Annotated in this window: 12 protein-coding genes; 6 read left to right on the top strand and 6 right to left on the bottom strand. The window is 66.0% G+C overall.

Annotated elements, in window-relative coordinates:
• Window positions 1-367: 367 nt before the first annotated feature.
• Genes AC3ENJ_RS12680 through AC3ENJ_RS12670 form a run of 3 tightly spaced genes read right to left on the bottom strand, consistent with a single transcriptional unit; the run spans window position 368 to window position 5,496 of the window.
• Window positions 368-2,059, bottom strand: a complete 1,692-nt coding sequence (locus AC3ENJ_RS12680; RefSeq protein ID WP_431814298.1) for an AMP-binding protein — start codon at window positions 2,057-2,059, stop codon at window positions 368-370.
• 22 nt (window positions 2,060-2,081) lie between these two features.
• Entirely contained in the window at window positions 2,082-3,350 is a 1,269-nt protein-coding gene (locus tag AC3ENJ_RS12675; protein ID WP_431814297.1) for an acyl-CoA dehydrogenase family protein, read from the bottom strand.
• A gap of 46 nt (window positions 3,351-3,396) precedes the next feature.
• The gene (locus AC3ENJ_RS12670) at window positions 3,397-5,496 is read right to left on the bottom strand and encodes a 3-hydroxyacyl-CoA dehydrogenase NAD-binding domain-containing protein (RefSeq protein WP_431814296.1); all 2,100 of its coding nucleotides are present in this window, start codon (window positions 5,494-5,496) and stop codon (window positions 3,397-3,399) included.
• Window positions 5,497-5,638: 142 nt separating this feature from the next.
• Between AC3ENJ_RS12670 and AC3ENJ_RS12665 the strand changes: the two genes are divergently transcribed.
• A complete protein-coding gene (locus AC3ENJ_RS12665; protein WP_431814295.1) occupies window positions 5,639-6,193 on the top strand; it encodes a GNAT family N-acetyltransferase in 555 nt (184 codons plus the stop codon).
• Here AC3ENJ_RS12665 and AC3ENJ_RS12660 read toward each other — a convergent pair.
• From AC3ENJ_RS12660 to AC3ENJ_RS12650, 3 genes are read right to left on the bottom strand one after another with little or no spacing between them, the layout of a single operon-like run.
• Entirely contained in the window at window positions 6,157-6,924 is a 768-nt protein-coding gene (locus AC3ENJ_RS12660) for a TetR/AcrR family transcriptional regulator (protein WP_431814294.1), read from the bottom strand. The genes AC3ENJ_RS12665 and AC3ENJ_RS12660 overlap by 37 nt on opposite strands.
• A 48-nt stretch (window positions 6,925-6,972) precedes the next feature.
• Window positions 6,973-8,145, bottom strand: a complete 1,173-nt coding sequence (nagA, locus tag AC3ENJ_RS12655) for an N-acetylglucosamine-6-phosphate deacetylase (protein WP_431814293.1) — start codon at window positions 8,143-8,145, stop codon at window positions 6,973-6,975.
• Window positions 8,142-8,909 (bottom strand): FadR/GntR family transcriptional regulator, encoded by a 768-nt coding sequence (locus AC3ENJ_RS12650; protein WP_431814292.1) that lies wholly within the window; start codon window positions 8,907-8,909, stop codon window positions 8,142-8,144. Before AC3ENJ_RS12650 ends, nagA begins: the two co-directional genes overlap by 4 nt.
• A 253-nt stretch (window positions 8,910-9,162) precedes the next feature.
• On the opposite strand from AC3ENJ_RS12650, the gene AC3ENJ_RS12645 reads away from it, so the two are divergent.
• Genes AC3ENJ_RS12645 through nagB form a run of 5 tightly spaced genes read left to right on the top strand, consistent with a single transcriptional unit; the run spans window position 9,163 to window position 14,106 of the window.
• Window positions 9,163-10,752 carry a sodium:solute symporter family protein gene (locus AC3ENJ_RS12645; RefSeq protein WP_431814291.1) on the top strand — a complete coding sequence of 530 codons (1,590 nt, stop codon included), beginning with the start codon at window positions 9,163-9,165 and terminating at the stop codon, window positions 10,750-10,752.
• A 10-nt stretch (window positions 10,753-10,762) separates the two neighbouring features.
• Window positions 10,763-11,680 (top strand): dihydrodipicolinate synthase family protein, encoded by a 918-nt coding sequence (locus AC3ENJ_RS12640; RefSeq protein WP_190807746.1) that lies wholly within the window; start codon window positions 10,763-10,765, stop codon window positions 11,678-11,680.
• Window positions 11,677-12,624, top strand: a complete 948-nt coding sequence (locus tag AC3ENJ_RS12635; protein WP_308495938.1) for an ROK family protein — start codon at window positions 11,677-11,679, stop codon at window positions 12,622-12,624. Before AC3ENJ_RS12640 ends, AC3ENJ_RS12635 begins: the two co-directional genes overlap by 4 nt.
• Complete coding sequence (locus tag AC3ENJ_RS12630) at window positions 12,621-13,310, top strand: N-acetylmannosamine-6-phosphate 2-epimerase (RefSeq protein WP_431814290.1); 690 nt, start codon at window positions 12,621-12,623, stop codon at window positions 13,308-13,310. The genes AC3ENJ_RS12635 and AC3ENJ_RS12630 overlap by 4 nt, the downstream gene beginning before the upstream one ends.
• A 4-nt stretch (window positions 13,311-13,314) precedes the next feature.
• Window positions 13,315-14,106, top strand: a complete 792-nt coding sequence (nagB, locus tag AC3ENJ_RS12625) for a glucosamine-6-phosphate deaminase (RefSeq protein ID WP_431814289.1) — start codon at window positions 13,315-13,317, stop codon at window positions 14,104-14,106.
• Window positions 14,107-14,119: the final 13 nt, after the last annotated feature.

Raw genomic sequence — 14,119 nt, 5'->3', positions numbered from 1 at the left:
ACAATAAACCGTTAGGCTCTTTGTTGGTTGGTCTTGCCGCTAGATTCGGGAGCTTTTCGCTCTCCCCTGCGGCAACCTCTCCAGCTTATCCATCCGTTTACCTTTTCGCAAACTCTCGTTCGCGACTGAGCTGGGCTCGGTAAGTGGTTGGTTGCTGTCGGCGGTACCGGGGAGGCGATCTCTCGCTTGTCCGTCCTTGCGGCGACTCGGAATACATTACACAGGGTTCGGCCACCGCGCAAAGCGGCGGCCGGACCTGTGTTATAAGTGGCCCGGGTCACTACCCGCAGATCATCCGGACCCGCAGAGGTCTTCGGCCGGGTTACCGGAAACTGCGGCGGAGAAGATCCACCCGGGGCCGCGCCGGCTATCCCCGCAGCACGTTCTTTCGCACCTTGCCCGTGGCCGTCCGCGGCAGCTCATCACTGAAGGTCACGGTGTCCGGCACCTTGAAGCCGCTCAGGCGTTCGCGCACGTGCTCCCGCAGCTCGTCCCCGGTGACCGAGGAACCCGCCGAACGCACCACGTATGCCACCGGTCGCTCACCCCACTTCTCATGGGCAACACCGATCACGGCCACGTCGGTCACGTCCGGATGGGAATACAAGGCCTGCTCCACCTCGATGGACGAGATGTTCTCTCCGCCGGAAATGATGATGTCCTTGGCGCGGTCTCGCAGCTGGATGTACCCGTTGGGGTGCATGACGCCCAGGTCACCGGTGTGGAACCAGCCACCGAAGAACGCCTGCTCCGTGGCTTGCGGGTCCTTGTAGTACCCGATCATCACGTTGTTGCCGCGCAGCACCACTTCACCCAGTGTCTCGCCGTCCGCGGGGACATCGTTCATCTCGGTATCCACGATGCGCGCGACCTCCGCCTGCACCATGCCCACTCCTTGGCGGGACATCTGCTGGGCGCGCTCGTGCGGGGACAGTTCTTGCCACTCCTCTTGCGGTTCACAAATGGTGATGGGGCCAAACACCTCGGTGAGCCCGTACACGTGCACGATCCCGAACCCGGCACTCTCGAGGCGTTCAATGATGCTAGGTGCCGGCGGGGCTCCCGCCGTGGTGATGCGAATGGGGTTGTCGAGTGCATGAGCCTCGTCCGCGTCCACGATGATGGAGCACACGGCGGGCGCACCGCACAGGTGTGTGATGGCCTGGTTGTCGAACGCGTCCCAGATCGCATCCGGGCGCACGGCCCGCAGGCACACATGGGTGCCGCCGGCGGCGGTCACGGCCCACGTGGTGCACCACCCGTTGCAGTGGAACATCGGCAGGGTCCACAGGTAGCGGGTCGCCCCGTCGAAGCCGTTGTGGAAGACCTCCCCCAAACTGTTCAGGTACGCCCCACGGTGCCCGTACAGCACACCCTTGGGGCGGCCCGTGGTCCCGGACGTGTAGTTGAGGGTGATGGGCGAGTTCTCGTCCGTCACCCCGTAGCTCACACCCGGCTCGCCCGACGACGCCGCACGGCCGGCCTCCCAGGGCTCCACATCGATGAACTGCTCGAACGTGGGGATCTCACCGTAGGAGTGCTCCCGCACCGGCTCGATGCCGGCCTGCTCATCGGGCAGTTGAACGAGCGTGATGCCCTCTTTGCCATTCATTGCGGAGACCACCGTGTCCAGCACGGACGAGTCCGCGATGACCACGCGCGCCTCGCTGTGCTCCAGGATGTAGTCGAGCTCGCGCGTGGACAACCGCGGGTTCAACGGCACCAGAACCGCACCCGCAGCCGGAACCGCGTAATGGGCCATCAGCATGGCCGGAAGGTTGGGCGCAATCACGGCCACCGTGGGCAGGGACCGTGTCAGTTGCTCTGCACCCCGATACTCGTGTTCGGCGGCGTCACCGGACCCGGCGGCGTCGTCCCCCGAAACCGCAGCGGAAGAAAGATACGGCAGGAGCGCGGTGGCGAATCGCCGCACGTCCCGCTCGAACTCCCGGTAGGTCCACGACTGGTCGCCGTACACAATGGCTTCTCGCCGGGGAAAGACTTCCGCGCTGCGCTCGATGAATCGCAGCGGAGACAGGGGCTGTGCGTTGGCGTACATGGGTGCTCCTGTAATGGGTGACTCAGTTGTAGGCCGAGAAACCGGTGATGGACTTGCCGATGATGAGGGCCTGAACGGTTTCGGTGCCCTCGTAAGTGTGTAGCGCCTCGACGTCTGCAAAGTGACGCGCCACACGATTTTCCACCAGAATGCCGTTGCCGCCCAAAAGATCGCGCGCGTTCGCCGCAACACCACGGGCCGTACGGGTTGCGGTGTACTTGGCCAGCGAGGCCTGAGGCCCGGTCAGCGTGCCGGCGGCTTCCTTGCGGGCCATGGCCATCACGATCGTCTGCATGGAGGTCAACTCACTGAGCATGCGCGCCAGCCGCTCCTGCACGATCTGCGACGCGGCCAGCGGCCGGCCGAACTGCTTGCGCTGCGCCACGTACTGAACGGCGGTCTCGTAGCAGGCCACCGCCTGCCCGACCGCGGCCCAGGCCACACCAATGCGGGTTGCGAACAACACCGCGGAGGTGTCCCGGAACGAACCGGCGCCCGGCAGCACGTTCTCCGCGGGAACAAAGACGTTCTCCATGCGAATGTGGGCCTGGTGGATGGCGCGCAACGCCAACTTGCCGCGAATAGTTGTGCCGCTGTAGCCCTCCGACTCCTGCGGAACCACAAAGCCCTGCACCGCATGGGTGACATCGTTGCGAGCCCACACCACGGTGATGCCGCCCATGGAGCCATTACCGATCCACTTCTTCTCGCCGTTGAGAACAAAGCCGCCCTCGGTGGGGGTGGCGCGGGTTTCCAGGCCGATCGAGTCCGAGCCGTGCGTGGGTTCGGTCAGCGCGAACGCGCCCAGCAGCTTGCCGGAGGCCATGGCGGGCAGCCAGCGTTGCCGCTGTTCGTCGTTGCCGCACATGGCGATCGAGCGCATGGCCAGCCCGCCCTGCACGCCGCTCACGGTGGAGATGGAGCCGTCCCCGCGGGAGAGTTCCATGGCCACCAGTCCGGCGGCCATTTTGGACATCGGCGCGTACCCGGGCACGTCCACACCGTCGCGCAACAGGTCCAACTCGCCCATGCGCGCCACCAGGTCCAGCGGGTACTCGCCGCGGTCCCAGTGTTCGTGGATCACTCCCAGCAGCTCGTCCTGCACGAACGCGCGGGCACGCATCCAGTGGGCGCGGTCCTCGTCGGTGATGTCCGCGTAGACACCGGCGGTGTCCGTGTCGAGGACATCGTTGAGCGAGTATTCGGGTTCCACGGTGCCCTGTGGGAACAGCTGCTGGCTACCCGTGGAGGGTTCGGTGGTGGACTGTGTGGTGGTGGGCTGCTCGGTCATGCCGTGATCTCTTTCGCGAAGTCGTGGTGGTTCTCGGTGGGGTGGATCAATTCTGTGCGGCGTCGAATCGCCGGCCGCGCATACGCTCGGATGCGCCGCAACGGTCCAGGTACGGGGTGATGCCGCCCAGGTGGAACGGGTAGTTGGCGCCCAGGATCATGCACAGGTCGACATCCCGCGCGGAGGCCACCACGCTCTCGTCCAACATGCGGCCGATCTCGTCCGCGAGCGCGTCCTGCACGCGGCTGAGCAACTGACCGTTCGCGCCGTCGTCCCCCGCCGACGACGCCGTCCGCTCGCCCTGCGTGCGATCCCGGGCCTGCTCCGCCTGCGGGGTGAGGTAAGTGTCGGAGTTTTCGCCGCGCTGGGGCAGCACACGGGTGAGGCCGGCCTCGGCCACGGCGTCCAACCACGGGGAGAGCGTGAAGCGGTCCGGGTAGGCCTCGTGCATCGTGTGGGTGATGTGCACGAGTACCGCGGGGCCCACGAAGTCCAGCAGCTGCAACGGCGTCATGGGCAGTCCCATGGGGGCAAGTGCCCGGTCCACGGTCTTGGGGTCACCGCCGGCGTCTATGGCGCGGCCGATCTCGTCGTACATGCGGGTCAGTACGCGGTTGACCACGAAGCTCGGGGCGTCCTTGACGAGCACGGCGATCCGGCGCAGCGTGGCCGCGACATCGAATGCGGTGGCCACCGTGGAGTCATCGGTGGCTTGGGTCGCCACGATCTCGAGCAGCGGGGTGACCTCCACGGGGTTGAACACGTGGAAGCCCACGAGTCGTTCGGGGTGCTGCAGGTCTTCGCCCATGGCGGTGACGGACAGCGATGAGGTATTGGTGGCGAGGATCGCGTCATGGCGCAGCACCGGCTCCCACTGGGCGAAGACCTTCTTCTTGACGTCGAGCTCCTCGAAGACCGCTTCGATCACGAAGTCCGCGTCCGCGAGATCCTCGGGGTTCTTGGCGCCGGTGATCAGTGAGCCCAGCTTCTCGGCCTGTTCTGGACTCATGCGGCCCTTTTCGGCCTGCGCGGTGAACCGGTCGCGGGTGCGCTGTACGCCGGTGGCCAAGCGCTCGTCGTCCAGGTCGGTCATGACCACGGGGATCTGGGCGCCCTGGGCCATGAGGCTCGCGAGCTGGCCCGCCATCAGGCCCGCGCCGATGACCGCCGCCTTGCGGATGGGTCGCACGGGGGCCTCCGGCACGTCGGCGGCTGCGCGGCGTCGGGCGGTGACCAATTCGAAGGCGTAGAGGGAGGCCTTGGCGGCGTCGGTGCGCAGCACGGACGAGGCCAACTGCACCGCCGCTGCGGCATTGGCGTGCCGGGAATCCGTTCGGGCGCGACTCACCAGATCAATGGCCGCGACCGGACCCGGCGCGGCACCGTGCCAGGCGCGCTCGGCCTTGGCCCGGGCGGCATCGACGGCTTCCTGCCATGCGGTGTCGTCGTCGGAGGAGCTGCGCGGCTCGTGCTTGCCCTCGAGAGCATCGACGACCCACCGCTGCCACTGCTGATCCCATTCGGGCGTGCCGGGTACCGCATCCAGTACGGCGTCGACCATGCCGATCTCCAGGGCCTGCTGAGGCTTGAGGTTCCGGCCGCGCATGGAATCGGTGATGATCACGTCGAGGGCGGCCCGGGCGCCAACCAGGTGCGGCAACAGGTAGACGCCGCCCCAGCCGGGGAAGAAGCCCAGGTGGCACTCGGGCAGGCCGAGCTGCGCCTTCCCCGAGGTGGCCAGGCGGTAATCCGAATGCAGCGCGAGCTCCATGCCCCCGCCCAGGGCCATGCCCGTGACGAGTGAGAAGGTGGGCACGGGCATGTCTGCGAGCACGGCGAACGTTTCGTGGCCGGCCCAGATGTAATCCTCCGACACATCGTGGAGCTGAGCGTGCCGGATCTCCTTGAGGTTCGCCCCGGCACCGAAGGATGTGGTGTTACCCGTGACAACCACGGCCTCAACCGCGGAGGTGTCGATTGCCGTGAGCTCGCGGCGCAGCTGGTGCAGCGCCTCGGAGCCCCAGATGATCAACCCGTTGGAGTTCGAGGAATCCAGGCTGACCAGCGCAATCGGGCGTTCGTGCCCGGGCAGGACCGGATAATCCACACCAATGGTCACGGTGGAGGGGAACTGGGTCTCGGTCACGCTGAACTCCTGAGCACTGAGGGAATGGTGGCCCGCGCCACATCATCATCCCCCAGATTGCACTGAGACTGCGTATCACGTCAAGATATTGCGTGTCATCCGGGGCGGCTTACCAGGGTGCACGGTCGATAGGCTGAACGGGATGAAAAATGTGCTGCCCCTGCGCTCACAGCGCCTGACGTTCCGCCGGCTCACCGAGGCAGATATCGAGCCGATGCACTCCTACCAGTCCCGCGAAGACTACGCAGTGCACGCGTGGCGCGGGCCGCGGAACATGGCTGATGTCATTGGCATGACCAAGGACCACATGGGTGAGCGCCGCTGGACCGAGGACGGGGACCAGATTCGTCTTGCCGTGTCGCCGCACGATATGGACGAGCTGGTCGGGGAGATCGTGTTGACACTCGCCGATGCCGAGGCGTGCCAGGTCGAAATCGGTTGGGCCTTGCACCCGGACCACACGGGCAAGGGTTACGCCGCGGAGGCCGCGAACGCAGCCGTAGACGCCGCCTTTGACAGGCTGGGGGCGCACCGCGTTTTTGCGCGCCTGGATAGCCTCAACGTGGCCTCGGCCAAGGTGTGCGAGCGCATCGGAATGCGACACGAGGCCACCCTGCGCGAAAGCCACTTCCAACTGGGCGAGTGGCGCGATGAACTGATCTATGCGGTGTTGGTCTCGGAGCGCGACGCCGACTGACCGCGAGCGGTAACCAGTGCTTCATAGACCGAACGCGCCGTCTGCTCCGCCGCCTCCCGGGGATCGGCCCCTTCCTGAAGCACCACAACCACCGGCGGGGCCGACGCCGTCGCGTCGGATTGCCGCGGCGCACCCGCGAGGCGTGCGGCCCCCGGTGACAGACCGAATGCCGCGCACAGCCAGCCAATGCGCTGGTTGAGACCCGCCGCGAGCTGTTCGCCATTGTTGGCCTGCGGATCCCTCAACCACGTGCGCAGATACGCGTTGTGCACGGCCACCGTTGCCGAGGCCAGGGACACCGCGGTGACGCGCTGATCCGCGTTCTCGGGCAGCGCCCTGCGCAGGAATCCCTGGAACAGTCGCTCGTAGCGATGTGAGGTGGCCAGCTCCCTGTCCCGGAGGGGTTCCACGTCCTGCAGCAGGTGATGCCGTGCAACGGCCCGGTCCGCGTAATCGAGGTTGTGCCGGAACACGAGTTGAACGCCCTCCGCCAGCCCCGCCTGCGGGGTGAGGTTCGGCCGGTTCAACAGCTGTTCGAGGCGTTCCAAGTTGGAGGCGTGATCCGCAAAGACAATGTCTTCCTTGGACCCGTACTTGCGGAAAAACGTGGCGCGACTGACCCCTGCGGCCTGCGCCAATTGATCCACGGTGGTCGCGTGGTAACCCTGCGCGGCCAACAGGCGGATTGCTTGGGTGACGACGTCACTGGTCGCCCCGGGTGCGGTACTCATCTGGCCTCCTGCCGAGATGGTAGCCCGTGTCAGCGCTCGCGCCGCCCCTCATTGCAGTTTCTCGCCGGCCACGTAGACATCGGCAACGGTGAGGTCTTGGGTGAGTACTACAAGATCGGCTCGCAATCCCGGTGCCAACCGGCCACGATCTTCGCCCGCATTGATCGCGCGCAACGGCGCTTGAGTGGCGGCGTAGACGGCCTGTTCCAACGGCAGGCCCACTTCTTCGACCGCGCGCTTGACGGCCCTGTCCATGGTGAGTGTGGAACCGGCAATGGTGTCGCCCCCGGTCAGGCGGGCCACCCCGTCCGTCACGGTCACGGGAAGCGCGCCGAGGGTGTAGGCGCCGTCATGCATACACGTGGCGGACATGGCGTCCGTGATGAGCACGGTACGTTCCGGGGCCGAAGCGAACACCGTGGCTATGACACGGGGGTGCACGTGGACTCCGTCGCTGATCACCTCGATCGAGACTCCCGGGCATTCGAGGGCGGCCCCCACGGGTCCCGGCCGGCGGTGATGCAGCGGATTCATGGCGTTGAACGCGTGGGTCAGAACACCGGCACCGGCGCGAAAGGCTCGCAGTGCGTCGTCGAAGCTGGCGTCCGTATGTCCGACGGCCACCGTGACGCCCGCGGCTCGCAGCTGCTCGATGGCTTCGGCGGCCCCGGGGAGCTCGGGGGCCAGGGTGAGCTGTCGAAGAGTGTCCTCCGCTGCGTCGATGAGCTGCTCAATTGCCGCCGGCGTGGGTGTGACCAGCAGGTCCTGAGCATGAGCCCCCCGATGGCCCGGATCCAGGAACGGGCCCTCCGCGTGCGAACCGAGCACGGTGGGGTTCTCACGCGTGAGCTTAGAGACCCATGCAAGCCGCTCTGCCATGGCCGGCACGGCATCCGCGACAAAGGACAGCACGGAGGACGTGGTGCCGTGCTGTCGGTGGACGTCGATTGCTTTGAGGGCAGCCGCGGGTCCGTCATCGAACGCGTAGCCGCCCGCCCCGTGGCAGTGGATATCCACGAACCCCGGGGTCAACCAGGCTCCCCGCAGGTCAACCTCATGTGTTTGACCTGCTGCATCCTCCTGATTGCCGTTCACCCGCGAGCGCCAAGAATCCCCTGTTCCCAGGTCTTGGATGACACCGCCAGTGAGCAGTAACCATCCGTCCCGGATGATCTGTTGATCGGTGATCAGGTGGGCATGATGAATCAGTGTGTGGGTCATCGGCTCACCGGTTGCAGGGGCCCGGTTTCGGGCTGCGAATTCGCGGTTGCCCGCTCAATCAACCGTCTGATGCCCACGAAATGACCACTTAGCAACCGGGCGGCAGCCGCCGAGTCGCCCGCCTTGACGGCATCAAGAATCTCGCGATGAGCGGCAGCCGTGTCCGTGACGTGCTCAGTGGTCTCCCCCGTGGGCGTCTCCAAGCTCTGGTGGATGCCGCTGTAGACGTGCCAGAACGTGGTGAGCAGTTCGGCCAGGATCGCGTTGTCGATGGGCTCGAACAGTACCCGGTGAAAGTCCTTGTCCTCGGCCCGCACCGTCTCCCCGCGCTGCGCTCGCGCTTCCATGGCGCAGACAATGGCGTCCAACCGCTGCAGGCGTTCGGGGTCCATGGCCGCAATGGCGCGTCCCACTAAGCCGCACTCGAGCGCTTCGCGCACGTCCACCAACTCCTGCGCGGCCACCCCGGAGCTCTGCAAAGACAAGCGGGCCCGGAATTCGAGGGTGCGTCCCAGTGCCGCGAGGGGGTGCCCCGAAACGAACGTGCCGTAGCCGTGGCGGATCTCCACGATCCCGACCGCCTGCAGCATCTTGAGCGCTTCGCGCAAAGAATTACGGGAAACTCCAAAGATCTCGCGCAGCTCGGACTCTGGCGGAACCGGGTCTCCGACCCTCAGACCTCGATCCAGAATCAGGTCCGTGATGCGCTGCTGCAGTTGCTCCATGGTGTGCCGGCCGCGCCCAGGGGCAGCGAGATCACTCATGCGGGGCATCCTCCTTTGGCCGTCGGGGCGGGGTTACTTCTTGATGTCATAGTGCCTCAATTTGTTGTGGGCTCTCACTCCGGACTTTCCGTGCGGGACCACAGTGCACACGGCAGCGGCGTCCGGGTGGCCTCTTGTGTGCTCCGTCACGACCAAGTATATTCCACACGTAGGACGTCCTACGTCCGGAAGATCATTGAGGATCACCCGCGTTTTCGAGGGGCTGGTCCCCGCCCTCACGAAAAGGACTCTTATGGAAACCCCGGGACTCGGCGGGCTCAACTGGGCCGTCATTGTCGTTTATTTACTCGGTACCCTGGCCATCGGCGTGTGGTTCACCCGTAAGGCGAGCACCGGCACCGACTCGTTCTTCACTGCCAACGGACGAATTCCCGCGTGGGCTGCAGGCTTCAGCATTTATGCCACCACACTGTCCGCCATCACTTACATGTCCACACCGGAACAGGCGTTCCTGACGGACTGGTCCTACGCGGCCGGCAACGTGGCGATCTTCGCCATCATCCCGCTGCTGATCTGGTTCTACATCCCGTTCTTCCGCAAACTCAACGTCACCACGGCGTACGAGTACCTGGAGGAGCGGTTCGGTCCGAGTATTCGCGTCATTGGCTCGGTGCTGTTCGTGCTGTTCCACGTGGGCCGCGTGGCAATCGTGATCTACCTGCCCACGTTGGCCATCAGCTCCGTCACCGACATCAACCCAGCGGTGGTGGCCGCGGCGGTGGGCGTACTGTCCGTCGTCTACACGTTCCTGGGTGGCATCGAGGGCGTGATCTGGTCGGATGTGGTCCAGGGCATCATCCTGCTCCTGGGTGCCGTGCTCATCCTGGCCTTCGGTATCGCGGCCATCAATGGTGGTTTGGGCACCGTGGTCACCGATGCGGTCAATGATGACAAGTTCATCACCGCCCGGAACTGGCAGATCGGCGGGGCGGCGGCGGCCATCCCGATCATCTTCCTGGGGTCGGTCTTCAATAACCTGCACCAGTACACCGCCAGCCAGGACGTGGTGCAGCGCTACCAGACGACCACGTCACTGAAGCAGACGTCGCGCTCTCTTCTGGTCAACGGGTTCTTGGCATTGCTGACCATCCCGCTGTTCTACGGCATCGGCACGGTTCTCTACAGCTACTATCAGCACGCGGGCAATCTGCCCGAGGGTTTCAACACCTCGGCACTGGTCCCCTACTTCGTGGTGACCGCGCTCCCCATGGGTGTGGCCGGCTTGTTGATCGCCGCGATTTTCGCTGCCGCTCAGTCAACGATCTCCTCCAGCCTCAACTCGATTTCCGCGTGTGTGACCGTGGACCTGCGCGATCGGTTCTTCCCCCGCGAGGACGGCCAGACACGTCAAGGCGTAGGCTTCGCCCGCGTGGTCATCATCGTCTCCGGCGGGTTCTCCGTGGCGGTGGCCCTCTATCTCTCCGCCACGGATCAGGCCGAGACCTGGAACTTGTTCCTGAGCATCACCGGTCTGTTCGGGGTGCCGCTGGCCGGCGTCTTCGCTCTGGGAATCTTCACCAAACGCGCCAACACCGTGGGCGTGATCGGCGGCTTGGTCCTGGGCGCAGCGACAGCGTTCTGGGTCCAGCAGAACACCGAGTTCACTCCGTTCGCCGTGTCCGCGGCGGCCTTCGTGGGCGCGGTCGTCTTCGGCTACATCGTCTCCGCGCTCGCGGGGGCACTGCTGGGTAAGAACCCCCATGACGTGGTGCCCCTGACCATTTACGGCAAGAACTCCGAGTATGTCCGCCGCACCTCATCCCCGGTAGCACCCGCGGGCACCCCACTGGTGACCACGGCAGCCACCGACACCGTCAAGTAAAGGAGTCATCATGACTGCATTTCATGGAATCGTCCCTCCCCTCCTCACACCCCGTACCACCGACGGCGAGCTGGACCTGGATAGTCTGAACGCGCTGGTCAATCACCTGATCGACGGAGGTGTGCACGGCATTTTCGCGTTGGGTTCCTCCGGTGAAACCCCGTACCTGACCGCGGCTGAGCGTGATCGGGTCCTGGGCGCAACCATTGCGGCGACCGCCGGTCGGGTACCCGTGATGGTGGGCCTCAACGAGCAGTCCACGGCGCGCGTTCTGGACGAAGCGGACCGTGTGCTCGCCATCGGTGGCGACGCCGCCGTGGTCACCACTCCGTACTATGCGTTGTCCGACGCCGCCGAGATCGAACACCACTTCCGCGCGGTCGCCGAACACGTGGATGTGCCGGTCTTCGCCTACGACATTCCGGTGCGCACGCACCAGAAGCTGCCGTTGGACGTGGCGATCCGCCTCGCCCACGACGGCGTCCTGGCCGGCGTCAAGGATTCCTCCGGTGACGATATTTCGTTCCGCCAGCTCCTTCTGGACACCAAGGATCTTCCTGAGTTCGCCGCGTTCACGGGACACGAGGTGGCCGCCGACGGCGCGCTCCTGGGCGGCGCCGCGGGGGTGGTTCCCGGGCTGGGTAACGTGGACCCCGCCGGCTACGTTCGCATGTTCGACGCCGCTCGGGAGGGTGATTGGACCGCGGTCGCCTCCGAACAGGATCGCCTGGCTCGGCTGTTCCGCATCGTACTGGCGGCCACCCCCGGTCGTGTCTCCGCGGGCGCCGCAGGGCTGGGTGGTTTTAAGACCGCGCTGCAGCTGATGGGCATCATCGAGTCCAACCGGATGTCCGAGCCGATGGCCTCACTGGAGGAGGACGAGACCGACGCGATTCGGAAGATCGTTGTCGCCGAAGGACTCCTGTGACCTCAAGACCCGTGATTGCCGTGGATCTGGGCGGCACCAAGATCCGCGCCGGTGTCGTGACCGGGGGCAGGGTCACCAACGTGCATTCCGCCCCCACCCCGGCCCGGCTCGGCGCCTCGTCGGTCCTGGACGCCGTGGCCGATCTGGTGGCTCGGGCACTGACGGCCGTGGCTCCCCACGATCAGGCTCCCCTGCTCCTGGCCGTGGGCTCTGCCGGAGTGATCGATCCCGACAGCGGCTTGGTCATCTCGGCAACCGATGCGCTTCCCGGGTGGGCGGGCACGAATCTCATCACGGAACTACAGCATCGAACGCGGCTGTCCGTTCGAGTGGTCAATGACGTGCACGCCCATACCCTGGGTGAGGCATCCTACGGTGCCTCTGCCACCGCGCGTGATTCGCTACTCGTGGCGGTGGGTACGGGAATCGGGGCGGGCGTGATCTGCAACGGCCGGCTGGTGACCGGACGGCATGCAGCCGCCGGGCACCTGGGACACATGCCCTCGTCTTTGGCGGCGGGACTACCGTGCCCGTGCGGCGGGGCGGGACACCTTGAGGCCATTGCGTCCGGCCCCGCCGTCCTGAACGAGTACCGACGGGCGGGCGGGCGAGCGACGTCGTCGTCCGCGGCGGAGCTGGCGGAGCAAGCTCGGGAGGGGGACGCAACCGCCCGGGAGGCGTTCGCCACAGCCGGCCGCGCCCTCGGGTCGGCGCTGGGAGGCGTCGCGAATATTCTGTCCCCGGAAGTGATCGTTCTGAGTGGTGGATTGGTCCAGGCCGGCGACCTGTGGTGGCCGCACCTCGAGCAGGCCTTCGCGGAAGAGTTGATCCCCGCCGTCCGCGGGTTGTCTGCGCAACGCGCCCAGCTGGGGGCCGATGCCGCGTTGATAGGGGCCGCGAGTCTCTGGGACGGAGCAACCACCGAGATCGAGGAGAGTCAATGACGTATACCCAGCACCAAGTGATCGAGTCCCTGGCCGGGCGGTTGATCGTCTCGGCCCAGGCCTACCCCGGCGAGCCCATGAGAGATCCGCGCACCATGTCCCAGGTCGCCGCATCCGCGGTGCGGGGCGGAGCGGCGGCCGTGCGGGTCCAAGGCATCTCCGATATTCACGCGGTGCGTTCCGCGGTGGAGATGCCGGTGATCGGATTGTGGAAGGACGGGGACTCCGGCGTGTACATCACGCCCACGTATCAGCACGCCTACGCCGTGGCACTGGCGGGCGCGCACGTGGTGGCCATCGATGGCACTCGTCGATCCCGACCGGACGGATTGTCGTTGGAGGAGACCATCGCGCGTCTTCATGGCGAAACCAACGCGTTGGTCATGGCGGACTGCGGAAGTCTCGACGACGCCCTGGCCGCCTCCGATGCCGGGGCGGACCTGGTGGGCACCACGCTCGCCGGGTACACGGGCGAACGGCCGAAAACCGACGGACCGGACCTTGCACTTCTCGAGGCGATGCGTCAGGCGGATATCGGCGTACCGATCATTGCGGAAGGGCGAATTCATACCCCCACCCAGGCGGCGGCCGCCATGGGGGCCGGTGCCCATTCCGTGGTGGTTGGCACCGCTATCACTCATCCCACGACGATCACCTCGTGGTTCGTCAACGCTGTGGAAGGCTGACACCGTGCGACTGGTGCTGTGTGAATCCGCGGCGGAGACCGGGCAGGCAGCTGCGGCGATCTTCGCCGCACGGATCGAGCGGGGTCCGTGCGTGCTGGGGTTGGCCACGGGAAGTTCACCGCTGCCGGTGTACCGGGAGTTGATCCGCCGCCACCGCGAAGCCGACCTGTCCTTCGCCGAGTGCGTGGCCTTCACACTCGACGAATACGTGGGGCTGCAACCGGTTGACGCGCGCTCGTACAGGGCGACCATTCGTGACGAGTTCGTGGATCACGTGGATTTACCAGTGGCAGCGCTGCACTCCCCCGACGCCGCTGACCCGGATCCGCAGGCGTTGCACCGGGCCGCGACGGCCTACGAAGAGACCATCCGCCTGGCTGGCGGGATCGATGTGCAGTTGCTGGGGATCGGGGCCAACGGGCACATCGGGTTCAATGAGCCGTCCTCGTCGCTGGCTTCGCGAACCCGCATCAAGGCGCTGACTCAACAGACCCGCGAGGACAACGCCCGGTTCTTCGGGGAGGACGAGACGGTCCCCAAACTCTGTTTGACCCAGGGACTCGGAACCATCCGGGACAGCCGCCACGCCGTACTCGTGGCCCAGGGAGCCAAAAAGGCCGACGCCGTCGCGGCCGCAGTGGAGGGTCCGGTCTCGGCAGCGTGCCCGGCCTCGGTGCTGCAAATGCACCCCCACGCCACCGTGATTCTGGACGCTGCCGCCGCGAGCCGACTACGCAATGTGGACTATTACCGACACGTGCAGAGACTCAACGACGAACTGGGGCTGCTCCCCTGACCGCGCTGTCGGA

It is taken from the genome of Kocuria sp. cx-455, from assembly GCF_057707085.1.
This window is presented reverse-complemented; position numbering and strand designations above follow the sequence as displayed.

What these genes read in the sequence shown, in the direction of transcription:
- AC3ENJ_RS12675 (WP_431814297.1), bottom strand. Translation starts at nt 3,350, where the DNA reads ATGACCGAGCAGCCCACCACCACACAGTCCACCACCGAACCCTCCACG.
- AC3ENJ_RS12680 (WP_431814298.1), bottom strand. Translation starts at nt 2,059, where the DNA reads ATGTACGCCAACGCACAGCCCCTGTCTCCGCTGCGATTCATCGAGCGC.
- AC3ENJ_RS12650 (WP_431814292.1), bottom strand. Translation starts at nt 8,909, where the DNA reads ATGAGTGATCTCGCTGCCCCTGGGCGCGGCCGGCACACCATGGAGCAA.
- AC3ENJ_RS12640 (WP_190807746.1), top strand. Translation starts at nt 10,763, where the DNA reads ATGACTGCATTTCATGGAATCGTCCCTCCCCTCCTCACACCCCGTACC.
- AC3ENJ_RS12660 (WP_431814294.1), bottom strand. Translation starts at nt 6,924, where the DNA reads ATGAGTACCGCACCCGGGGCGACCAGTGACGTCGTCACCCAAGCAATC.
- AC3ENJ_RS12630 (WP_431814290.1), top strand. Translation starts at nt 12,621, where the DNA reads ATGACGTATACCCAGCACCAAGTGATCGAGTCCCTGGCCGGGCGGTTG.
- AC3ENJ_RS12645 (WP_431814291.1), top strand. Translation starts at nt 9,163, where the DNA reads ATGGAAACCCCGGGACTCGGCGGGCTCAACTGGGCCGTCATTGTCGTT.
- nagA (WP_431814293.1), bottom strand. Translation starts at nt 8,145, where the DNA reads ATGACCCACACACTGATTCATCATGCCCACCTGATCACCGATCAACAG.
- AC3ENJ_RS12665 (WP_431814295.1), top strand. Translation starts at nt 5,639, where the DNA reads ATGAAAAATGTGCTGCCCCTGCGCTCACAGCGCCTGACGTTCCGCCGG.